Annotated in this window: 17 protein-coding genes; 10 read left to right on the plus strand and 7 right to left on the minus strand. The window is 35.0% G+C overall.

Annotated elements, in window-relative coordinates:
* Window positions 1-205: 205 nt before the first annotated feature.
* Together mdh and glmM are read right to left on the minus strand one after the other, a co-directional pair.
* The gene (gene mdh / locus M0051_RS11305; protein ID WP_306741641.1) at window positions 206-1,144 is read right to left on the minus strand and encodes a malate dehydrogenase; all 939 of its coding nucleotides are present in this window, start codon (window positions 1,142-1,144) and stop codon (window positions 206-208) included.
* Between the two features lie 508 nt (window positions 1,145-1,652).
* Complete coding sequence (gene glmM / locus M0051_RS11310) at window positions 1,653-3,041, minus strand: phosphoglucosamine mutase (protein ID WP_306741642.1); 1,389 nt, start codon at window positions 3,039-3,041, stop codon at window positions 1,653-1,655.
* A gap of 203 nt (window positions 3,042-3,244) precedes the next feature.
* On the opposite strand from glmM, the gene M0051_RS11315 reads away from it, so the two are divergent.
* On the plus strand, window positions 3,245-4,261 hold the full coding sequence (locus tag M0051_RS11315) for a pseudouridine synthase (RefSeq protein WP_306741643.1): 1,017 nt from the start codon (window positions 3,245-3,247) through the stop codon (window positions 4,259-4,261).
* Between the two features lie 66 nt (window positions 4,262-4,327).
* On the opposite strand, the gene M0051_RS11320 is transcribed toward M0051_RS11315, so the two are convergent.
* A complete protein-coding gene (locus M0051_RS11320) occupies window positions 4,328-5,527 on the minus strand; it encodes a pyridoxal phosphate-dependent aminotransferase (RefSeq protein WP_306741644.1) in 1,200 nt (399 codons plus the stop codon).
* Between the two features lie 410 nt (window positions 5,528-5,937).
* Here M0051_RS11320 and M0051_RS11325 point away from each other — a divergent pair, with 410 nt between their 5' ends.
* From M0051_RS11325 to ung, 6 genes are all read left to right on the plus strand, one after another.
* A complete protein-coding gene (locus M0051_RS11325; RefSeq protein ID WP_306741645.1) occupies window positions 5,938-8,562 on the plus strand; it encodes a valine--tRNA ligase in 2,625 nt (874 codons plus the stop codon).
* A 141-nt stretch (window positions 8,563-8,703) separates the two neighbouring features.
* Complete coding sequence (locus M0051_RS11330) at window positions 8,704-9,060, plus strand: RidA family protein (protein WP_306741646.1); 357 nt, start codon at window positions 8,704-8,706, stop codon at window positions 9,058-9,060.
* Window positions 9,061-9,284: 224 nt separating this feature from the next.
* Entirely contained in the window at window positions 9,285-10,646 is a 1,362-nt protein-coding gene (locus tag M0051_RS11335) for an NAD(P)/FAD-dependent oxidoreductase (RefSeq protein WP_306741647.1), read from the plus strand.
* Between the two features lie 235 nt (window positions 10,647-10,881).
* A complete protein-coding gene (locus M0051_RS11340) occupies window positions 10,882-11,631 on the plus strand; it encodes a hypothetical protein (RefSeq protein WP_306741648.1) in 750 nt (249 codons plus the stop codon).
* A 506-nt stretch (window positions 11,632-12,137) separates the two neighbouring features.
* Window positions 12,138-13,643, plus strand: coding sequence for a glutamine synthetase family protein (locus tag M0051_RS11345; protein WP_306741649.1), 1,506 nt, complete (start codon window positions 12,138-12,140; stop codon window positions 13,641-13,643).
* Window positions 13,644-13,770: 127 nt separating this feature from the next.
* Window positions 13,771-14,439 (plus strand): uracil-DNA glycosylase, encoded by a 669-nt coding sequence (gene ung, locus M0051_RS11350; protein WP_306741650.1) that lies wholly within the window; start codon window positions 13,771-13,773, stop codon window positions 14,437-14,439.
* Here the strand turns inward: ung and M0051_RS11355 are convergent, their stop codons facing one another.
* Window positions 14,440-14,841 (minus strand): DUF4783 domain-containing protein, encoded by a 402-nt coding sequence (locus M0051_RS11355; RefSeq protein ID WP_306741651.1) that lies wholly within the window; start codon window positions 14,839-14,841, stop codon window positions 14,440-14,442.
* Between the two features lie 205 nt (window positions 14,842-15,046).
* Between M0051_RS11355 and rlmH the strand changes: the two genes are divergently transcribed.
* From rlmH to M0051_RS11370, 3 genes are all read left to right on the plus strand, one after another.
* Window positions 15,047-15,520, plus strand: a complete 474-nt coding sequence (gene rlmH, locus M0051_RS11360; RefSeq protein ID WP_306741652.1) for a 23S rRNA (pseudouridine(1915)-N(3))-methyltransferase RlmH — start codon at window positions 15,047-15,049, stop codon at window positions 15,518-15,520.
* A gap of 82 nt (window positions 15,521-15,602) precedes the next feature.
* Window positions 15,603-19,271: a HAMP domain-containing sensor histidine kinase gene (locus M0051_RS11365; RefSeq protein ID WP_306741653.1), complete on the plus strand. Its 3,669-nt coding sequence runs from the start codon at window positions 15,603-15,605 to the stop codon at window positions 19,269-19,271.
* Window positions 19,268-20,044, plus strand: a complete 777-nt coding sequence (locus M0051_RS11370; RefSeq protein ID WP_306741654.1) for an MBL fold metallo-hydrolase — start codon at window positions 19,268-19,270, stop codon at window positions 20,042-20,044. The genes M0051_RS11365 and M0051_RS11370 overlap by 4 nt, the downstream gene beginning before the upstream one ends.
* On the opposite strand, the gene M0051_RS11375 is transcribed toward M0051_RS11370, so the two are convergent.
* The 3 genes from M0051_RS11375 to M0051_RS11385 all read right to left on the minus strand — a co-directional run bounded on the left by M0051_RS11375 (window position 20,045) and on the right by M0051_RS11385 (window position 22,883).
* Window positions 20,045-20,638 (minus strand): response regulator transcription factor, encoded by a 594-nt coding sequence (locus M0051_RS11375; RefSeq protein WP_306741655.1) that lies wholly within the window; start codon window positions 20,636-20,638, stop codon window positions 20,045-20,047. It abuts the gene before it with no gap.
* 9 nt (window positions 20,639-20,647) lie between these two features.
* Window positions 20,648-21,376 (minus strand): hemerythrin domain-containing protein, encoded by a 729-nt coding sequence (locus tag M0051_RS11380; protein ID WP_306741656.1) that lies wholly within the window; start codon window positions 21,374-21,376, stop codon window positions 20,648-20,650.
* Between the two features lie 229 nt (window positions 21,377-21,605).
* On the minus strand, window positions 21,606-22,883 hold the full coding sequence (locus M0051_RS11385) for a tetratricopeptide repeat protein (protein ID WP_306741657.1): 1,278 nt from the start codon (window positions 22,881-22,883) through the stop codon (window positions 21,606-21,608).
* Window positions 22,884-22,961: the final 78 nt, after the last annotated feature.

Here is a 22,961-nt window from a genome sequence, read left to right on the forward strand (position 1 = left end):
TCTTCAATTTCTGCAAAGGATAGCAAATATACCAAAAGGAAAGCTATTTTACCACATGATTACTGAACAAAAGTGAGAGAGAGTTAATCGACAAATGGATTATTGAATAAAAGAGTATCCATTTGGTAAAGACCGTTTGGTAATTTGACAAAAAAAGGTCATCTCATAAATGAGACGACCTCTTCCCTTTAATAAAATGAACCGATTAGGCCATAATGTTCATTTCATCTAAAACTTTCATTACAGACTTAACAGCCTCTGCTGAATCTTTCAACAACGCCATTTCGTCTTCATTCAATTTAACTTCAATAATTTCTTCGATACCGTTTTTACCCAATTTAACAGGTACTCCTAGGTAAATATCTTTCATTCCGTATTCGCCATTCAACAATGCACAAACTGGGAAAATTCTTTTCTGATCACGAACGATAGCTTCAACCATTTGAGCAGCAGCAGCACCTGGAGCATACCAAGCAGAAGTACCCATTAGGTTTACAAGCTCACCACCACCGAATTTAGTTCTTTCGATAATTGCGTTCAATTTTTCTTCTTCGATCAACTCTGTAACTGGAATACCTGCAACAGTTGTGTAACGTGGAAGTGGTACCATAGTATCACCGTGTCCACCCATCAACAATGCTTGAATATCCTTTGGATTAACATCTAGTTCTTCAGCAAGGAAAGCACGGTAACGAGCTGTATCCAACACACCAGCCATACCAAACACTTTGTTCGATGCCTTCTTAGCAGTTAAGAATGCTGCATAAGTCATTACATCAAGTGGATTTGATACGATAATGATAATTGCATCAGGAGAGTGAGCAATTACATTTTCAGTAACTGATTTTACAATACCAGCGTTAGTAGCGATTAAGTCATCACGACTCATACCCGGTTTACGAGGAAGACCAGAAGTAATTACAACAACTTCAGATCCTGCAGTTGCAGTATAGTCATTAGTTACACCTTTAACTCTTGTGTCGTAATAGTTAATAGGAGCAGTTTGCCACATATCTAATGCTTTACCTTCTGCCAATCCTTCTTTAATATCAACAACAACAACTTCGTTTGCCAACTCTTTCTGAGCGATACAATTTGCACAGGTTGCCCCCACGTTACCTGCACCAACTACGGTAATTTTCATATCAGTAAGTTTTTAGTAAGGCGCTTTACAATTTACCTTAGAATAATATTCGTCTACGCAGTAAATTGTGTAAGCAATATTCATTGATTTATTAATTATCTTTCTAGCTTAATGTAGAATTTTTTCTCTATTCTGAGAACAAATATAAGTACATTGCCATATTTGCAAGTATAAAAACAACTGCTTTCCAACAGCTATTTCTAAATATATAAAAAATCCTCAACAAATATCGAACTTATCACATATTTAGAGATTTTAAAATTGGGTAAAAACACCCATACAGCAGGTTTCAAGAATAAACGATAATCGGGTCTTCTAGTATTATCGGTAATTTCAGCATAAATTGAAGAGCCTTTTTTTTATTTTTGGTTCATTGATATTAATGAAAATTGTAAGTCTACAGTCAGAATTCACAACACGCAAACGATTACGGAATTTTTTCTGTTATAAATAAAAAAAGTGCATTGATTAACATCAATGCACTTTACTTAAAATATATGAGACTTTACTATTTAATGATCTCTTTAATCTCTGAAATGATTTTTTCCGCCAATTGATTTGCAGTTTCCTCATTCTCACTTTCCGAATAAATTCGAATTATTGGTTCGGTATTAGATTTTCTTAGATGAACCCATTCATTTGCAAAATCAATCTTCACACCATCAATATCATTCACTTGTTCGTGTTGATATTTCTCTTTCATCGCTAAAAGAACCGCATCAACATCAATTTCCGGAGTCAATTCAATCTTGTTCTTAGAAATAAAATAGTTTGGATAAGAAGCTCTCAATTCTGAAGCTTTCATTCCTGTTTTTGCAAGATGGCTCAAAAATAAACCTACACCAACCAAAGCATCGCGACCATAATGACTGGCAGGGTAAATAATTCCACCATTTCCTTCACCACCAATTACAGCATTGTTGGCTTTCATTTTAGTCACAACATTTACTTCACCTACAGCTGAGGCTTCGTATGATCCATTGTGCTTTTCTGTAACATCTCTAAGAGCTCGTGTAGAAGACAGATTTGAAACCGTATTTCCTGGAGTATTTGCTAGCACGTAGTCAGCACAAGCCACAAGTGTGTACTCTTCACCAAACATACTTCCATCTTCGTTAACAATAGCAAGTCTGTCAACATCTGGATCGACAACAAAACCCAAATCAGCTTTACCTTCTTTCATTACATCTGCAATAGCAGTTAAGTTTTCAGGAAGTGGTTCCGGATTGTGTGGGAAGTGACCATTTGGTTCGCAGTATAATTCTACTACATTTTCAACTCCCAATGCACGAAGCATACCAGGAATTGCAATACCACCTACCGAATTAACAGCATCAACAGCTACTGAGAAATTCGCTTTTTTAATGGCTTCCACATCTACCAAATTCAAAGACAGAACATGGTTGATATGCTTTTGAGTATAATCTTCTACATTAGTAATGCTTCCTAAATCATCAACATCTGCGAAAAGAAAATCTTCTTGCTCAGCAATACTTAGCACTAACTTTCCATCCTCATCATTAAGGAATTCACCTTTTTCATTCAATAATTTAAGAGCGTTCCATTGTTTTGGATTGTGACTTGCAGTTAAAATGATACCTCCATCAGCTTTTTCTTCTGTTACAGCAAATTCGGTTGTTGGCGTAGATGCCAAACCGATTTCCACAACATCAATCCCTAAGCCAATTAATGTACCAACTACAAGCTTATCTACCATTTCACCTGAAATTCGAGCGTCGCGACCTACAACCACTTTAATTTTTTTGCCATCATGTCTTCTGATTGCCCAAGTTCCATATGCAGCCGAAAACTTCACCACATCTAAAGGACTAAGACCTTCGCCTACTTTTCCTCCAATTGTTCCGCGTATCCCGGAAATTGATTTAATTAATGCCATTTTTTAATTTTTGTTAAATGTTTACAGTCACACACACAAATTTATTGTCGAAATAACAATGAATTCATTTTCGAATGTACAAATGTAAAAAATCTATCAGGTATATTTTACAATCAAAATGAACTTTTTGAAATGTTACTCAAATATATTCTTTGATAATTAATACCTTTGCAAGTTCAAAACATTGATCATACTGTCAGAAAATGGAAGAAAAGACTTACGGTAAGCCTAGAAGAGGAAAGACAAACTACCGATCAAAAAAATATAGTGGAAACAAATCAGAGGAATCAAAATCCGGTTTTAGAAAAGATTCTAAAAGCAGAGAAGAAAGAAAAGATTTTTCTGAAAATCCAGAGAAAAAGAAGCGATTTTCTAAGCAATCGGATCAAAAAAGACCTTTTAAATCAAAAAAACGTTTTGATAAAAATGGTCCTGATAAAGAATCTTTGCAAAAAAGACACTACAGCAAGAAAAAGCAGCTTGAACATGCCCGAATGATGGGTCCTAAAGATGGCATCTTGAGATTGAATAAATTCATTGCCAATTCTGGAGAGTGTTCAAGACGCGAAGCTGATTCCAGAATAGCAGAAGGTCGCGTTACAGTAAACGGTGAAGTTGTAACTGAAGTTGGAACCAAAGTGAATCTTAAAGATAAAGTTTGCATGGATGGAGTTTTACTTCAGCCAGAGTCAAAAGTTTATCTCGTTTTAAACAAACCAAAGGATTTTGTAACAACTTTGGATGATCCAATGGGGAGAAAAACAGTTATCGACTTGATTAAAAATGCGTGCGATGAAAGGGTTTATCCTGTTGGGAGGTTAGATCGAATGACAACCGGGGTGTTGTTATTTACGAATGATGGTGATCTTACCAAACGATTGACACACCCGAGCTACAACAAGAAGAAAATCTATCATGTATTCCTAGATCGTGAAATTTCACAAGAGGAACTTGACATGATTGATAAAGGTTTGGAGTTGGAAGATGGTTTCATAAAATCAGATGCCATTAGTTTCGCCGACCCTAAAGACAAAAAACAAGTTGGAATTGAAATTCACTCTGGAAAAAACAGAATCGTCCGTAGAATTTTTGAACATTTAGGATATACGGTAGAGAAACTTGATCGTGTTTTCTTTGCAGGAATTACCAAGAAAAATATACCAAGAGGAAAATGGAGATTCTTAACTGCTGAAGAAGTTCGAATGCTAAAGTTATTCTAAGAGAATATACCAATAAAAAACGGCTCCCAAATTGAGAGCCGTTTTTTTTATATTATAAAGTAACTTTTACAAAGTTCTTCCAGGGTAAACCTTTAATGCTTCTGCTAAAGTTTCCATTGCATTTGCAAGATCTTCTTTCTTTAATACATATGCAATACGAACCTCGTTTTTACCTAAACCTGGAGTTGCATAAAAACCAGTAGCTGGAGCAACCATTACTGTTTGGTTTTTGTATTCGAACTCTTCCAAAATCCACTGCGCAAATTTATCAGCATCATCAATCGGAAGTTTTACTACTGTGTAAAACGCACCTTTAGGAATTGGGCAATAAACACCTTCCATTTCATTTAGGGCAGCAACCATAAAATCGCGACGAGCAATGTACTCATCATACACTTCAGTAAAATATTCCTGTGGAGTATCCAAAGAAGCTTCAGCTGCAATCTGACCAAATGCTGGAGGACACAAGCGAGCTTGAGCGAATTTCAATGCAGTATTGATTACCTCTTTGTTTTTGGTAATCATAGCACCAATACGAACACCACATTCCGAGTAACGCTTCGATACCGAATCCATCATTACTACGTTTTGCTCTAATCCTTCAAGGTTCATAGCTGAGAAGTGTTCTTCGCCACCATAACAAAATTCACGGTAAACCTCATCAGAGAATAAGAACAAATCGTGCTTCAAAATCAACTCACGCAACTGGTTCAATTCCTCTTTAGAATACAGGTAACCAGTTGGGTTGTTAGGATTACAAATTACAATTGCCTTTGTTTTTGGAGTCATCAATTTTTCAAACTCTTCGATTGAAGGCAAAGCAAAATCATTCTCGATGCTTGAAGTAATAGGTACAACCTTAACACCAGCCGAAATTGCAAAACCATTGTAGTTAGCATAGAATGGCTCTGGAATCAAAACTTCATCACCTGGATTCAAACAAGTCATCAATGCAAAAGTAATTGCTTCTGATCCACCAGTTGTAATCAACATCTCTTCTTCGTTAACATCAATACCAATATTTTGGTACATTTTAGCCAACTTTTTACGGTAAGATACATTACCTGCAGAGTGAGAATACTCAATAACTTTCTCCGTACAATTTCTGATTGCATCCATTGCAACTTCCGGAGTTTTAATATCAGGCTGACCAATGTTCAAGTGATAAACTGTTCGGCCTTTAGCTTTTGCGCCTTCTGCAAAAGGAACCAATTTACGAATTGGTGATTCAGGCATCAATCTTCCTTTATCTGATATCTGTGGCATTTGTTATAAATATGTTTAAGTGTTTGATTTAATTTGTTAACAAGTGCCTAAATTACTTAAAATGCCTAAAGTACTTAAAGTTGTATAATCCAATATAAAGATGGATTCCTTTTCGATCATTTTTAACTTTAAGTACTCATAAATACTCTAAGTACTTAGAAACTTAGTTTGCCAAAAGTATATAAAAAAGCAGGTAAAAAAAATGATTTTTAATGCTTTTCAACATTGCTTTAAAAAACTGACCGCTAGGAAGAAGCAGACAATTGGTTTTAATGATAAAACGATTGCGGACTCTTATTTACTATTTCCCTCATTTTATTGTCATTCAGTGAAGTAATATCCCATAGAATTTCTTAATTTTGACCCAAATTTTTTTGAAAATATAGAATTATTAAATTATAGTTAAACAAATGGAAATCCCAACTAAGTACAATCCTGCAGAATCGGAGGACAAATGGTATAAGTATTGGATGGATAAAGGATTCTTCCACTCAGTACCAGACGAGAGAGAGGCGTATACAATTGTAATTCCGCCACCAAACGTCACCGGTGTGTTACACATGGGGCATATGCTAAACAATACAATTCAAGATGTATTGGTCCGCAGAGCCAGATTGCAGGGTAAAAATGTCTGTTGGGTACCAGGAACCGACCACGCATCAATTGCTACCGAAGCTAAAGTTGTAAATAAACTAAAGCAGGAAGGTATTGCCAAAGCAGATATCACTCGCGATGAGTTCATGAAACACGCCTGGGAGTGGAAAGAAAAGCACGGTGGAATCATTTTGGAGCAATTAAAAAAATTAGGTGCTTCATGTGATTGGGAGCGTACTGCTTTTACTATGGATGAATCTTTATATGAATCAGTAATTGATGTATTCATTGATTTGTATAAGAAAGATAAGATTTACCGTGGTGTTCGTATGGTAAACTGGGATCCTGCGGCGCAAACTGCTGTATCTGACGAAGAGGTAATCTACAAAGAGCTACAGTCAAAGCTTTACTATTTAAGATATAAAATTGAAGGAACGGAAGATGAGTATGTAACCATTGCTACCACTCGTCCGGAAACCATTTTAGGTGATACTGCGGTTTGTGTGAATCCAAACGATGAACTTTTTACTCACCTAAAAGGCAAGCGTGTAATTGTTCCTTTGGTAAATCGTTCTGTACCTATCATTCAAGATGAATATGTAGATATGGAATTCGGTACTGGTGCATTAAAAATTACACCAGCTCACGATTTGAATGACTACGAAATTGGCGATCGTCACAACTTGGAGTCTATCGATATCTTTAACGACAATGGTACCATGAGCGAAGCTGCTCAAATGTACATTGGTAAAGATCGTTTCGAAGTTCGTGATTTGATTATTCCTGATTTGGAAGCTGCCGGTAACCTGGTAAAAATGGAAGATTACGTGAACAAAGTTGGTTTCTCAGAGAGAACCGATGCAGTAATCGAGCCTAAGCTAAGTATGCAGTGGTTCTTGAAAATGAAAGAACTTTCGGCACCAGCATTGGAGCATGTAATGAATGATGACATTCAATTACATCCTGCCAAATTTAAAAACACTTACCGTCACTGGATGGAGAATGTGAAAGACTGGTGTATTTCTCGTCAGTTGTGGTGGGGACAAAGAATTCCTGTATACTATTTGCCTGAAGGCGGATATGTAGTTGCCAAAACTGTTGAGGAAGCTATTGAAGAAGCAAAAGCGAAAACAGGTAAAGAATACAAAGCTGAAGACTTGCGTCAGGATGAAGATGTATTGGATACATGGTTCTCTTCATGGTTGTGGCCAATTTCGGTTTTCGATGGTATTCGCAAGCCAGGCAACGAAGAAATTAAATACTATTACCCAACCAATGACCTTGTGTCTGGTCCGGATATTCTATTCTTCTGGATTGCACGTATGGTGATTGCGGGTTATGAATATATCGGCGAAAAGCCATTCAGCAATGTTTACCTAACAGGTATCGTTCGTGATAGCCAACGTCGTAAGATGTCTAAGTCGTTAGGAAACTCACCAGATCCATTGGATTTGATTGCCAAGTATGGTGCTGATGGTGTTCGTGTAGGGATGTTGCTTTGTTCGCCTGCAGGTGGTGACTTGTTGTTTGACGAGAACTTGCCTGAGCAGGGACGTAACTTTACAACAAAGATCTGGAACGCATTCCGTTTGGTGAAAGGTTGGGAAGTTGCAGACATTGAGCAGCCTGAATCAGCAAGAATTGCAACGGAAGTGTTCCATGCACGTTTGAACAAAACCATGGAAACACTGGATGAGCAGTTCAAGCAATACCGTATCAGCGAGGCATTGATGACTGTTTACACATTGTTCCGCGATGAGTTCTCATCATGGTACCTTGAAATGGTGAAACCAGGATATCAGCAGCCAATCGACAAGAAAACTTACGAAGCTACAGTTGGCTTGTTCGAAAAGTTGATGCAGTTGTTGCACCCATTCATGCCATTCTTAACTGAAGAAATCTACCAGTTATTGGCTGAAAGAACTGAAGAGGATAGCATCATGATTTCTGTAATGCCTAAACCTGAAGCTTACGATGCTGCATTGTTGGAGAAATTTGAACAGGTGAAGGAAGTTATTGTTGCAGTTCGTAACATCCGCAAGCAAAAAAACATTGCATTTAAAGATGAATTGGCAATGAACTATATGGTGAAAGAAGGCAATTACGATTCTTCTTTTGATACTGTAATTGCTAAGATGTGTAACCTAAGCGAAATTTCTGCTGCCAACGGAGAAATGGCTGGAGCAATGTCATTCATTGTAAAAGCTGTTGAGTATTTCATCCCTCTTGGAGATTTGGTTGACGTTGAAGAAGAATTAAAAAAAATGGAGGAAGAGTTGAAATATACTCAAGGATTCCTTGCTTCTGTTCAGAAGAAAATGAGCAACGAACGCTTCGTAAACAATGCTCCTGCCAAAGTGGTTGAAATGGAGAAAAAGAAAATGGCAGATGCTGAAGCCAAAATCAAAGTTTTGGAAGAGCGTATTGCTAGTATGAAATAATTGAGATCGTCTCAAGATATACAAAATGCCGTTCCATTTGGAGCGGCATTTTTTTTATACAACTTCCTTTAAACTTGATCCTTTTACCTTTCTCCTTTTTTTATATCTTCGCCCCACAAAATAACTTAAACATTAATCAAAATGAGTATCAAAAGAATCGATTCAACTCCAAGAATGAGCCGTATTGTAGAGCACGGCAACACCATTTATTTGTGTGGACAAACTGCTAAGGACGCTACCAAAGATATCAAAGAGCAAACGGTAACTACTCTTGAAAAAGTAGAGGAGTTATTGGAAAAAGCTGGTTCTGACAAGAAGCATATCCTTTCTGTAACCATATATGTGCGTGACATGAAAGATTTCGCAGCCATGAACGAAGTTTGGGATGCCTGGGTAGAAGATGGATACCAACCAGCTCGTGCTTGCGTTGAGGCTCGAATGGCTCGTCCTGAATTATTGGTAGAAATGTCTGTTGTTGCCGCTAAGAAAGAAGATTAATCACAGTAAAATCATAAAATCAGATCCGAAATACCTGCCTGGCATTTCGGATTTGTTGTGTTTTATATCTTATCCAAGCAATTTATATCATCTATCAGCTCATAAAACTTTTCGATGAAAACGGTTGTGTGAATTGGTGCCCTAGGATAATAAAGAATTAATTCTTTAATTTGTAAAAGATAAAAGAGTCTTTAATCCGGATAGCTAAAAAGGAGGCCGATAAAATGGCGAATTTTCTTAATTCAAATACAAAAATGGATACCATAAAACACATTCCCGAGAATGGGAAAACCAGAGTAGTAATTATTGGCGGAGGATTTGCAGGTTTAAAACTTGCAAGACAATTAGCCAATACAAAATATCAGGTAGTACTTATTGATCGAAATAACTTTCACCAATTTCAACCCCTATTTTATCAGGTAGCAACTTCGGGACTTGAGCCAAGTTCTATATCATTTCCTTTGCGCAAGATATTCCAAAAGAAAAGTAATGTCCATTTCCGAATGGCTGACTTATTGGAAGTAAATTCAGAGGAAAATGAAATCTATACCAGTTTGGGAAAATTGAAATACGATTACCTGGTATTGGCAACCGGTGTGAGCACGAATTACTTTGGAAATAAAAATATCGAAGAGTTTTCCATTCCAATGAAATCTGTTTCGGAAGCCATTTTTCTTCGAAACTCAATTTTGAGAAATTACGAAAAGGCCTTGAATGAATCAGATCCGGAAAAAGCAGCCAATTACATGAACATTGTACTTGTAGGAGGTGGACCAACAGGTGTTGAGTTGGCCGGAGCTTTGGCCGAAATGAAATCTGAAATTCTTCCGAAAGATTATCCTGAGCTTGATTTTAGCCTTATGAATGTGTACTTGTTCGAGGCTTCGGATAAACTATTAAATGGTATGTCGGAAAAAGCATCAGTTAAAGCTCAAAAATTCCTCGAAAAACTTGGCGTAATTGTTAGAACCAATGCTAGGGTTGCTGATTACGATGGTTTAACCATTCGTTTGGATGATGATGAAGAGTTTAAATCATACACCATGGTTTGGGCAGCTGGTGTTGCAGCAAGGCCGATTAAAGGAATCAGTGAAAATGCGAGTGTCCGCGCAGGAAGACTTCAGGTAGATCAATACAATAAAATAGTAGGATTAGATAATGTATTTGCTATTGGAGATCTTGCGTACCAAACCGAAGGTAAATTTGAAAATGGACATCCTCAGGTTGCTCAAGTAGGTTTACAGCAAGCTGGAAATCTGGCCAAGAATTTTAAAAGATTACTGCTGAACAAAGAGATGAAAGCATTCCATTATATGGACAGAGGATCGATGGCTACCATTGGTAAAAACTTAGCAGTAGCTGATCTTCCTGGAATGAAAATGCAAGGATTCTTTGCCTGGGTGTTGTGGTTGTTTGTACACCTTATGGCAATTGTTGGCGTGAAGAATCGTTTCTTTATTCTTATCAATTGGGTTTGGAATTATTTCACCTCCGATCAATCCTTAAGAGTTTTAATCCGCCCTAAAAAAAGAAGCTTTACCGATAAGGCCAGTCTAAAAGTAAAAACAGATAATGCAATAGTCTAAAAAATTGAAAACACCACATATACAAAAGTGCCAAATACATAGCTATTTGGCACTTTTGTATTTTTTGGCACAAGCTTTGCAAAGATCTAGTTAAAGTATACCGGTTATTTACTTTACGGATTCATCCCTACCAAAGGATGACGATATTTTGCCAGAAACATTTGCAAACTTATTACAGTTTGCTACTGCCACTCAACGGAGAGCAGAATGGCTTTCACCATTAAATACCAAAACTATGAAAACGACAAAATATTTCAAGTTGCTTGCCAATGTAGTATTGGTTTCAACACTTACCGCATATACAACCAGTTCATTTGCTCAAAGAAGATCATACAACGAAGAGGCTAGTCGTTACGAAGAAAGAAAAAGGAACAAGTCTTTTCATGAAAACCATAATAGAGATCGATCTAAGCGAAGCAGTTACAACTATAAAGATGATCGCAGGTCACAAAGACATGATCACAAATACAATAATAAGAAATCACATAACCGTAAACACGATCATTATTCACACAAAAAATACAAGGGACATAAGCATCACAAACACCATAAACATGGGCATGTAGAACATAGATCCTATCATGGAGATCATTATAGAGCTCATCATGGATATCACCATAAACATCATGGGCAATATCATAGACACAAGTACTACTACAATAAACATGGACACAGTTGTTACAATCACTCAAAATATGGTCAAGTAATTTGGAGATTTTCTTGTGAACCTAGAGTAATTCATCATCACAGTGGTGATTATTACTATACCAATGGATGTTATTACAGATACTATCCTGAGTTTGGCTTTATTTATGTAGAGCCACCAAGAACAGTTTACTTCTCTCACCTACCCAATGATTGTCAAAGGGTTAAAGTTCATGGAGGAATTTATTATACCGATGGAGATTTGTGTTTTGTGAGACATAGAAAAGGATTTAGATTAGTTACTATGCCTGAAGGATTTCATTTTTCGATACAATTCTAACTATTATTTAACAGTATTAAATTGCAATGAAATATTTAAAAGTTGAAATAAGGGGGTTGAATCTAAAATTGCATTAAAATTCATGGCAATTTTCACAAAAACTATACCCCTAAGATGATAAAAATGACGTTTTGAGCATAGGTTGATTAAAAATAGGGCATTTAAAAAATCAAAATATATTCTTTTAAATGCTACCTCAACAAAAAAGAGGATTCATTGAATAAATAATGCTGATTTTTAGTTAGGATCACCTTTGAAAAGGGGGTAATTGAAAAAAATAAAAAATTGACCGTCGAAAACGGTTTCGAAAAGCTGTTGCAAAACAGCTTTTTTTGTGCTTCACAAAAAGGATAAAACCTCTCTAAACGCCTTATTTTATTGACAGTTTGATAGATTTTCAATCATCATTCTAAAAACGCAAAACTTTTTGGAAAATAAATGAGTTCAGATCTATTTTTATCACAAGAACTAAAACACAACAACAAATATTTATAAAACGCGGTATTATGACTAGGGAAGATTATAGATTAGATCCTAACAAACTTGTTCAGTTTCTTAAAAAACCAAGTTCGGAGTTTACAAAGGAAGATTTGATTGAATATGTAGTGGAGAATGATATTAAAATGATCAACTTCCGCTATGTTGCTGAGGATGGAAAATTAAAAACATTAAACTTTATTATAACTGGTTTAGATCACCTTGATAGCATTTTATCAACAGGTGAACGTGTTGATGGATCAAGCTTGTTCTCATATATTGGGGCAGGATCAAGTGATTTATATGTAATTCCAAGATTTAAAACTGCATTTGTTAATCCTTTCTCTGAAGTTCCAAGCTTGGATATTCTTTGTTCTTTCTACACTGCAGAAGGAAAACCTCTTGAAAGTGCTCCTGAGTACATTCTTAAAAAGGCTAACAGAGAGTTTGAGAAAACCACAGGTCTTAAATTTAAGGCAATGGGTGAGTTAGAGTACTATATTAAAAGTGCAAACCATACACTCTACCCTGATGTTGATCAAAAAGGATATCACAGCTCACAACCATTTACAAAATGGGAAAACTTGCGTCGTGAAGCAATGGTATTAATTGCTCAGTGTGGTGGTAAGATCAAATATGGTCACTCTGAGGTAGGAAGCTTTACAGCAGGTGAAGAGGGGTATGAGCAACATGAAATTGAATTCTTGCCTGTAGAAGCTGAAGATGCAGTAGAACAATTACTAATTGGGAAATGGATTGTTAGAATGCTTGCTGCTAGAGAAGGTGCTTTGGTAAGCTGGGCTCCTAAAATTACCGTAGGTAAAGCAGGTAGTGGTCTTCATATTCACATGTTGGTTGAAAAAGATGGTAAAAACATCTGTATTGAAAATGGCCAATTAAGCGATACTGCGAAGAAAATGATTGCTGGTATCATGGATCTTTCGGGTGCATTAACTGCATTTGGTAACACTATTCCAACTTCTTATTTAAGATTGGTTCCTCATCAAGAAGCTCCTACTTATGTATGTTGGGGAGATAGAAACAGATCGGTATTGGTACGTGTTCCTCTTGGATGGGTTGGCGCAACTGATATGATTAAAGATGTGAATCCACAACAGGATGCTGATCCAAGAGATTTCTCAAGCAAACAGACATTCGAATTTAGAGTTCCTGATGGATCCGCAGATATTTATCAATTGATGGCAGGTTTGATTGTTGCAGGACAGCATGGATTGCAAATGGAAAACAGCTTGCAAAAAGCTGAAGAATTGTATGCTGATGTTGATATTTTCGCTCCACATTACAAAGAAAAATTAGAGAAATTGGAACAATTACCAACTTGTTGTTGGGAAAGTGCCGATTGCCTATTGGAGAAGAGAGACATTTTCGAGAAAAATGGAATTTTCCCACAAGGAACAATCGATTCTGTTGCTAAGAATTTAAAACTTTATGAAGACAACGGCTTAAATGATAGAATTCTAGGCAAAGTAGATAAGATTATGGAAATCGTTGAAAAATATATGCACTGTATGTAAATGCATTAGATTAGAAATTAATTATACATTAAAAGATCTGACAGGAAATTCTTGTTGGATCTTTTTTTATGAATTGATTTATGGATAAGTTCAGCTTTGATGCTATCTTCGAAAAAAAATTATCCTCATGAATGTGCAAATTGAAGAATCCTGGAAGGAAAAACTAAGTAGTGAATTTTCGAAAGAGTATTTTCAACAACTGGTTCATTTTGTAAAGACAGAATATCAAAGTAAAAAAATCTATCCACCAGGAAAATTAATTTTTAATGCCTTTAACAAATGTGCATTCGATAATGTGAAATTGGTGATCATTGGACAAGATCCATATCACGGATTTGGACAAGCTAATGGCTTATGCTTTTCTGTAAACAATGGTGTTGCCCTCCCTCCTAGCTTACAGAATATCTATAAGGAAATAAATTCCGATTTAGGATTGAGTATGCCCAAAAGTGGAAACCTAGAAAAATGGAGCGCACAAGGTGTAATGCTATTGAATGCTACACTCACCGTGAGGGCTAACCAAGCTGGTTCTCACCAAAACAAAGGTTGGGAACAATTTACCGATGCAGTTATAAAATGTCTTTCGGAAGAAAAGGAGAATCTTGTTTTTCTACTATGGGGATCATATGCCCAAAGAAAAGGAGAACAAATTAATCGATCGAAACATTTGGTTTTAAAATCGCCTCATCCATCACCATACTCAGCTGACAGAGGATTTTTTGGAAACAAACATTTTAGCAAAGCCAACAAATATTTGGAGGAAAAAGGAAAGGCCCCAATCAATTGGAGCCTATAGTTAATCTTTTTCTATATGGAGCTGGTGAATAATGAATTTTCCGTTTTGTTTCTTCGAAAGAAAACTTAATCGGAAGTTTCCCTTTTTGGTGATTAATTCTCCAGTTGCATATCTTGCACCGGTTTTACCCCCAGCATGTTTCTTTTTAAAATCAGTTGGTGGATAGTCTCTAAAAAACTTATCAAGAATCTGTTTTGCTTGAGATTTGCTATAGTTGCCTTCTTTGTCTTGAATCGAAAGTTGGATTCTATCGCTAAAATAATTGGACAAACTTGAACAATTTCCTTGTTTGAAAGCAAGCATTAAGTTTTTCGGCAAATCATTCTGAGTTTGCGAACTTACATTCGTAGCAGAAAACAGAACAAATAGAATTCCAACAAATATGTATTTAATAATTCTCATCTGAATAATTTTAATTCATTATCATTTACCTTTACACAAATTCTGTGCGAAAAACATATCGCAAGATAAAAAAAATCTAATCGAGAACCTGATTTCAAGCAGATAATTGATTATACTCTGTTGATGAAGGACATGTAATAGTGCGGTATTGCAGAATTTAAGTTTAATAACATAGGGACTACCATATCGTGAAAAAAAGATACTTATGAAAGCAACTCTCTTGGTAATTGGTAAAACAGATAAAGACTTTGTAAAAAAAGGTATTGACGAATATCAAAAACGTCTTGTACATTACCTTCCGTTTGAATTTAAAATTATTCCCGATTTAAAGAACACAAAAAATCTTTCTGAAAATCAACAAAAACAGAAAGAAGGTGAACTAATTCTGGAAAAGCTAAAACCTACAGACACATTAATTTTATTAGATGAAAATGGCAAAGAGTTCTCATCAGTCGGATTTTCGAAGTTTATGGAACAGAAAATGATTAGTGGGACTCGAAATCTTGTTTTTGTAATTGGCGGTCCTTATGGATTTTCCGAAGAAGTATACAAAAAGGCTCAAGGCAAGGTCTCTTTATCAAAAATGACATTCTCACACCAAATGATTCGTATGATTTTTACGGAACAACTTTATCGTGCTATGACCATTATAAAAGGAGAACCTTATCATCATGTTTGATGGTTTAATTGAATTATGCTAATTTGTGAGAGGTTTAGCATGAAATTTGTTAATCCAAACAAAAAATTCAAAACAGTCAGCATTGAAAAACAAACTTCTCAAATACATTCTAGGAATATCAGTACTGATATTTTTCGGGTTGGCAATCACTTCTGATTATCTTTTTAATCGCGAAGATAGCTTACAGCAATCGGCAAAAAGAATACAACATGTTTTTAGCGAAAAAGAACCTTCCTTAAAAAAAGATTTAAATGAGTTACGCAATGCCATTGTCAGTAAAAATGGTGGCCTAAGTAGATATGACAATTTCACGGAATTTGAACATGACCTGAAAAAAGATGGTTTTGTTTTACTAGCATTTAAAGAAGACACTTTAGGGTTTTGGAGTGATAACTCATTCATAGTTCCTAAAGTAGAAAATCTTAGAGAATCCCATGGGAGTGTTAAAAGATTCGAGAATGGCTGGTACTATATTCAAAGACAACAGTTAGACAGTATAGATTTGTATGGTTTACTTCTTATAAAAAAGATTTACCCATACCAGAATAAATACCTAAAGAATCATTTCGATCGTGAATTTGATATACCCGTTGAGTTTGAAATATCATTAGATAAAGAAAAAGGAGTTCCGATTTTTGATAAAGATCATAACTTTCTGTTTTCATTACAAAACAGTGATTATGTACATAGTGCTCCAAAAGCTCAACATCGTATTGGAGCCTTTTATGCTATCTTCATTCTTCTCCTTTTAATTCTGGTTAGCATTCTAATACTTGAAATTAGAAATGTAAAAATTGGCTTAAGCGTACTTTTTATTTGGGGAATATCATTATTGTGTCTACGATATTTCATGATACAATATTCCTTTCCAGCTGTCTTTTCCAATTTGGAAATTTTCTCACCAACACTTTATGCACGCTCATTTTTCTTCCCATCACTGGGGGATTTTCTGCTCAATGTTTTATTCCTCTATCTTTTCATTTACACCTACTCATCTTATGGATGTAAATATCATATTCTTAAGGGAGTATCAAAAACAGGAGCAAGCATACTATTTGTTTTGTACTTAATATTGTATTGGGTATTTTTTTACTCAATACAAGGCTTAATAAGCAGTTTGGTACTAGACTCTAGCTTCAGTCTTCAGATGTTTGTGTTCCAGGATTATGGAATTTATGTATTTGTTGGATTTCTGATTTTGCTTTTACTAATGTATGCTTTGGGGCACTTTGCATATCTCATTGCGGCCTTATCAAGATCAAGATGGAATTTATGGAAATACTTGATATACGTGTTTGCAATTTCTTTTCCAGCCATCGTATATCTTTTCCTTTATTCATTCGAACCCCACAGCTATCTCTTTTTAATTTTACCATTAATCATTCTGTTACTTGTAGGATTTGCAAGCTATAAAGTTGCAAAAGGAAGCTACTACTCATTAATGATTGTTTTACTGCTGTTTGTTGCCATAGCCGTAACCGGAATTATAAATGTTCTATCAGAAAAAAAGGAAGCTCAAAACCGATTGGTAACGGCAATGAACCTTTCTACAGAATACGATCCTACTTCTGAAAATTTGTTGCTTCATTTGCAAAAAAATCTCGATTCAGATAAGAAATTAAAACAAATGTGTCAGTATCCATTCAGGAATGAAGTACGCATAATGGATCACATTCAAAATCGATACTTTTCAGGATATTGGGATCAGTATTATCACCAGATCACAATTTGTAACGAATCTGACGATCTAAGTATTGAACCAGACAATAATGTTAGAAATTGTTTTGAATTCTTCGAAGAAATGATTCTTCAATCGGGAGAAGAAATTCCAAATACAAAATTCTATTATTTAAATGATTTTGATGGAATGGTTTCCTACCTAGGGAAACTGGAATTTAAAACCAAAAGAATGGGCTTGGTTCGAATATTTATTCGTCTTGACTCCAAACTTGGCAATGAAGGAATTGGATATCCTGATTTGTTACTCGATGAAAAAGTTACGCTAAAACAAAGAGGAAATGAATATTCTTACGGAAAATATAGCGATGGTAAATTGATTGCTTCCTCAGGAAAATTCAACTATTACATGAGTGAAAAGGTATTTGGAACCAACAAAGAGAAATCATTCCATGTAAAACTTGACGATTACGACCATCTCGTCTATCGATTCGATAACAATACTGTTGTAGTAAGCTACCCTCTTGTTACCTGGTACAATAGAGTAATAACAGTTCCATACATTTTTGTATTTCTTTACTTATTTGGCATGCTAATTTGGTTTTTGAGCCGATATCCATGGAAATTTAAATTCAACATGAGCTTTAAGTTTAGAATACAATACTCTATAGTAGGATTGTTAATGCTATTCTTTTTACTGCTGGGAGGAGGTACAGTTTATTATACAATTGAAAGAACTGAAGAACTAAATAACAGAAAATTAGAAGAGAAGTTACAATTGGTAAAACAAGAAGTAATTTCGAGCTTAGGCGAAAATTTAAATGTCGACTTTCTAACAGATCGCTTACGAAGACTGTCCAGTCTAATTTATGCTGATATTCATTTGTATAATTTATCAGGAGAACTGATTACCTCATCGCGCCGTGAAATATTTGACAAAAAATTACAGTATAATAAAATGAATTTTGCGGCCTATTACCAATTGTTTTTTAAAGAAAAAACAAGCTTTATTCACAAAGAAGAAATTGGTAAAATGTCTTATTTATCGGCCTACGAAACCATAGTTGATGAGAATAATAAGATTATAGCATTTGTAAACCTTCCTTATTTTACCAAGAGTCAGGAGTTGGAAAAAGAAATGTTCAATCTTATTTTAACAGGGGTTAATTTGCACGTATTCATGATCTTGCTGGCAATATTCCTTTCAGTTTTTATTTCCAATAAGATTACATATCCGCTAAGGATTATTCAAAACAGGTTAAAAGCGACTCGATTTGGTTCGTATGGTGAAAAAATTGAATATTCAAAAGATGATGAGATTGGAAGTCTGATTAATGAATACAACCAGATGCTGGCTGAGCTTTCCGAAAGTGCAGAAAAATTGGCTCGCTCAGAAAGAGAATCTGCATGGAGAGAAATGGCTCGTCAAATTGCTCATGAAATTAAAAATCCTTTAACTCCAATGAAGCTAAGCATTCAATTTTTGCAAAAACGCTTCGAAGAAAAATCGGAAAACAGAGAAGAGCATTTGAAACAAGTAAGCAAAACTTTAATAGAACAGATTAATGCTTTGTCTTCAATTGCAACAGCCTTTTCAAACTTTGCAAAAATGCCAACGGCAAATAACGAACCATTGAATCTTGTTGACATATTAAATCATGTTGTTTCCTTGTTTAGAAACGATGAATTGGATTTAAAACTTCAGTTAAATGGAATTGAAACAGCCAATGTATTTGTGGATAAAGAGCAATTTATTCGCGTATTTGTGAATTTGATAAACAATGCCATTCAATCCATTCCTGAAAATAGAAATGGACAAGTAATTGTTGAGCTTGAAGAAGAAAAAGAATACTTTAAAGCTTGTGTAATTGACAATGGTAACGGAATTAGCGACGATGTAATGGAAAGGTTATTCTATCCTAATTTCACTACCAAATCGGCTGGAATGGGATTAGGTCTGGCCATTGTAAAAAACATCGTTAAAAACGCAAAAGGTGAAATTTGGGTAGATTCGGAACAAGGAGTCGGCTCATGCTTTAACCTTAGAATTCCTAAAAGAAAAGATGAACAATGAAGCTGAAAATACTATTAGATAATACAGCTGCAGAAGGTTTTGAATCGGTTCATGGATTTTCGGTACTTATCGAATTTGGTAAGAAAGTTTTATTCGATGCAGGTCCAAACGAATTGTTTGTAAAGAATGCCGAAAAGTTAAATGAAGATTTTTCTGATATCAATACTGTGGTTCTAAGTCATGGTCATTGGGATCATGGAGATGGTTTAAAGCATCTATCTGGAAAAGATCTGATATTACACCCTGATTGTTTTATTACCAGGCATCGAAAACGCAACAACACTAGTGTGGGTTTATCGATGAACAAAGGCGAACTTTCGAAAAATTTTAATATTAAAGAAAGCAAAAAGCCTTTTTGGATTTCTGAAAATATGGTATTCTTGGGAGAAATTCCTAGAGTAAATGATTTTGAATCGAAAAAAAGTCCTTTTCTATTGCCTGATGGATCGCCTGATTTTGTTCCTGATGATTCGGCAATTGCCATCACTAGCAGCAAAGGCTTGATTGTGATTAGCGGTTGTGCTCACTCGGGCATTTGCAATACGGTTGATTTTGCAAAGAAAGTATGCAAAACCAATACTGTTTATGCCGTAATTGGCGGCTTTCATTTGAAGGAGATAGACGAACTTACCATTAAAACAATTGAATATCTAAAAGCTGAAAACATTAAAATTCTTGGGCCAACCCATTGCACAAGTTTCAAAGTTCGCGATGAATTTGCAAAAAGCTTCAACCTGTTGGAATTGGCCGCAGGTGTAGTTATAGAATTGTAATTACTTTACCTCATCCATGGTAATCAAATTGTTCAGAATTGCATATACCGTTAAGCCAGAAACAGATTTAATTCCAAGTTTTTGGGTTATGTTTTTACGGTGGGTAACTACGGTATGTATGCTGATAAACAACTGATCTGCAATTTCTTTATTGGTTAACCCCAAGGCAATGTGCTTTAATATATTTTGCTCTCGCGAACTTAAAGTTTCATTCGACTTATTGGTTCGTTTTTTTTCTGCCTTTCGATTCACTATCTCTTCTAAAACATCAAGAATCTTAGATTGATTATCCTTATAGTGAATAAAAGCATCGGCATTGTATTTGTCCTCAATTGACTTATCTTCCGATATCAATACCAAACTCATTTTGTTGGCTGTAATAAAATGCTTTTTTAAATCTTCACAATCTGAATCAAGCATATTCGAATTGGCAATTAAAATATCAGGCTTTAACCGGTTCACAATATCGCAAAGCTCTACTTTATTCGAAACAGACTGAAGAATTTCAACATTCCCAAGCTTTTGAATTACTGCACTAAGTCCTTTTCGAATCAAACAAGTGCTTTCTGCAATTATTATAGAAATTCTAGGCATAAACGATCATTAAAACAGGTTCTTAATTGATTTTTCCATTAAAATGATTTTCGGAATTAAAACCTTATCCTCAATTCTGGAATGATAATTCAAATCTTCCTCTAGCCTAAATAAGTCTTGAATAATACTGTGATATAGGTTGGTATTGGCAGGTGGAGCAACATATTTAATCATGATGGTTCTCAAATCCATAAGTTTCTCCTCCACATCATCGTGCTCTTCCTCATATTCCTCAATCGAAAACGACTCAAAAACCTTTTTATTCTTATCAGTAAATTGTTCTGATTTTATGATTTCATCAACAGCTAATACGTATGGAAACACAACATCTTCCTCACGCATAATGTGCTCAGTAAGCTCCGATTTGTAGCCTTCAAAAAAGTTTCTAATTAGGGCAATGTATTTTTTATCCTCATTACCTTCCAATTCCAGACTTTTAATTTTTTGCTCAATATCAGTAACTGTATTATTTAAATAACTGGCATGAGTCATTTTTAGATAAGCTACAATTTCCCGTACTGGGATACTTTGCAATTCTTCTTTGGGAAAATAATCCTGGTCATGATAAGCATTTACCAACTGTAGAAAAAAGTTCAAATCAACTTCATTCTCTTCACAAACCTGATCTACGGTTTTATCTCCAAATCCCAATTCAATTCCAAAACGATGAATAACAGGTATCAGCATGTAATTCATTTGAATCACATCTGCCATTTTCATACTTTTCTTTATATGCATATTCGTATTTTAATTCAATCTAAATTAGTAAAATTTTGGAGATCTAATAAGACATGCAACAAAAAAGCAATCGAAAACCGAAACCAAATGAGTAAAAACACTAAAAAGAAATATTATGGCAAAAGATTTCTCGAATTCATCTGGCCTCAGTTCCGGGAGCTCGTTTTTAAGTCAATACAAACTTAGCCTGCTTAACTGGTGTTCGCAATACCAACAATTAGGTATTCTTTTACTTTTCGAAGTGTATTTTCTCTTTAATGTGAAGGATTCTTGATTTTGCATACTCGTAACGCTCACCTCCAATATCATCTGTTTCTCTAATGTATTGCGAATAATATTTCAGCGCTTTCTTTTTGTTATCGCCAAACTCCTCGTAAGTAGTAGCAATTTCGTATAAAACTTCTGGGTTTGAACTATCCATTTCAAAGTGATTTTTATATTCAATTACCGCTTTTTCAAATTCGCGTGTGGCATTGTAAGCTTTTGCCAAATACAAATGCATTGATGATTTAATTGGAGGTATGATATAATCTAAGGAGTTCTGTAAATATATAATTCCTTTTTCATAATCATTTAAGCGCGAAAAACAAACACCTAAAAAGTAATTCAACATGGGATCTTTTTCGAAACTTGCGCCCATATTAGGGTCTGTCATACAAATTAAAAATACGTCAACAGCTTTCTGATACTGTCTGGTTTGCATGTAACAAATTCCCAATTGCTTATAACCTACAATATTTAGTTTTTTTCTTGTTTCAAGATCTTTGTAAATGTTTAAAGCATTCTCATACCATTCTAGGCCCATTAAACATTGAGCTTTCTTTTTTTGTATCAAATGGTTGTTTGGGTACACTTCAAGTCCTTTATTACAATAATCCAAAGCTTGTTCGAAAGCTCCCATTTCAGAAAATTTCTGAATCACATTAAGAATCACAGATAAATCTTTCGGATTAAGTTCATATGCCTTTAAATAGGAAGCCAATGCACCAATGAAGTCATGCATTTTACCTTTTAAATTGGCAGCTTGCTTGTGCAAGTATGGATTTAGAGAGTCGCGCACAATTAATTTCTTATAAGTATCCAATCCTTTAGAGTAATTGCTAAGGTTAGCATATGTTTTTGCCAATAATAAACTGCCTTGATAATGCATTGAATCCACAGCTTGAAGTTTTAATAGTTGTTTTTGAGATTCTGGATAATTTCCTGATGAATAAAGGCAATTGCTGTAATTAAATAATGTGGCAGTTGAATTGGGATGCAATTTGTGAGCTTTTTGATAATTCTCAATTGCAAGAACATACTGATTTAAGCTTTGATATGCTTTCCCCAAACGAAAATATAGCTTACTATTGGTACTATCCTTTGCAATCATTTGTCTAAGAATTGGAATGGCGCTTTCATATTGTCCATTAAAAAGCATTTGATCTACCTTATTGGTACGTTGTGCAGATGCATTGGGGATAAAGAAAATACTTGCAAGTATTAGGGTAAAAATAAATTGTTTCATTGGGTTGTAATTTTATAATTATCATATAAATATAACTAAATGATTAGTTTTAAAAAACAATTACAAAATTTAGATCAA

It is taken from the genome of Marinifilum sp. D714 (assembly GCF_030851345.1).
GTDB lineage: Bacteria > Bacteroidota > Bacteroidia > Bacteroidales > Marinifilaceae > Marinifilum.

Excerpts from the sequence above, each read along its gene's own strand:
- M0051_RS11320 (WP_306741644.1), bottom strand. The coding sequence starts at position 5,527 with ATGCCACAGATATCAGATAAAGGAAGATTGATGCCTGAATCACCAATT.
- M0051_RS11335 (WP_306741647.1), top strand. The coding sequence starts at position 9,285 with ATGGCGAATTTTCTTAATTCAAATACAAAAATGGATACCATAAAACAC.
- M0051_RS11380 (WP_306741656.1), bottom strand. The coding sequence starts at position 21,376 with ATGCATATAAAGAAAAGTATGAAAATGGCAGATGTGATTCAAATGAAT.
- M0051_RS11345 (WP_306741649.1), top strand. The coding sequence starts at position 12,138 with ATGACTAGGGAAGATTATAGATTAGATCCTAACAAACTTGTTCAGTTT.
- M0051_RS11315 (WP_306741643.1), top strand. The coding sequence starts at position 3,245 with ATGGAAGAAAAGACTTACGGTAAGCCTAGAAGAGGAAAGACAAACTAC.
- M0051_RS11325 (WP_306741645.1), top strand. The coding sequence starts at position 5,938 with ATGGAAATCCCAACTAAGTACAATCCTGCAGAATCGGAGGACAAATGG.
- M0051_RS11340 (WP_306741648.1), top strand. The coding sequence starts at position 10,882 with ATGAAAACGACAAAATATTTCAAGTTGCTTGCCAATGTAGTATTGGTT.
- M0051_RS11375 (WP_306741655.1), bottom strand. The coding sequence starts at position 20,638 with ATGCCTAGAATTTCTATAATAATTGCAGAAAGCACTTGTTTGATTCGA.
- mdh (WP_306741641.1), bottom strand. The coding sequence starts at position 1,144 with ATGAAAATTACCGTAGTTGGTGCAGGTAACGTGGGGGCAACCTGTGCA.
- glmM (WP_306741642.1), bottom strand. The coding sequence starts at position 3,041 with ATGGCATTAATTAAATCAATTTCCGGGATACGCGGAACAATTGGAGGA.
- M0051_RS11370 (WP_306741654.1), top strand. The coding sequence starts at position 19,268 with ATGAAGCTGAAAATACTATTAGATAATACAGCTGCAGAAGGTTTTGAA.
- M0051_RS11355 (WP_306741651.1), bottom strand. The coding sequence starts at position 14,841 with ATGAGAATTATTAAATACATATTTGTTGGAATTCTATTTGTTCTGTTT.
- rlmH (WP_306741652.1), top strand. The coding sequence starts at position 15,047 with ATGAAAGCAACTCTCTTGGTAATTGGTAAAACAGATAAAGACTTTGTA.
- ung (WP_306741650.1), top strand. The coding sequence starts at position 13,771 with ATGAATGTGCAAATTGAAGAATCCTGGAAGGAAAAACTAAGTAGTGAA.
- M0051_RS11330 (WP_306741646.1), top strand. The coding sequence starts at position 8,704 with ATGAGTATCAAAAGAATCGATTCAACTCCAAGAATGAGCCGTATTGTA.
- M0051_RS11385 (WP_306741657.1), bottom strand. The coding sequence starts at position 22,883 with ATGAAACAATTTATTTTTACCCTAATACTTGCAAGTATTTTCTTTATC.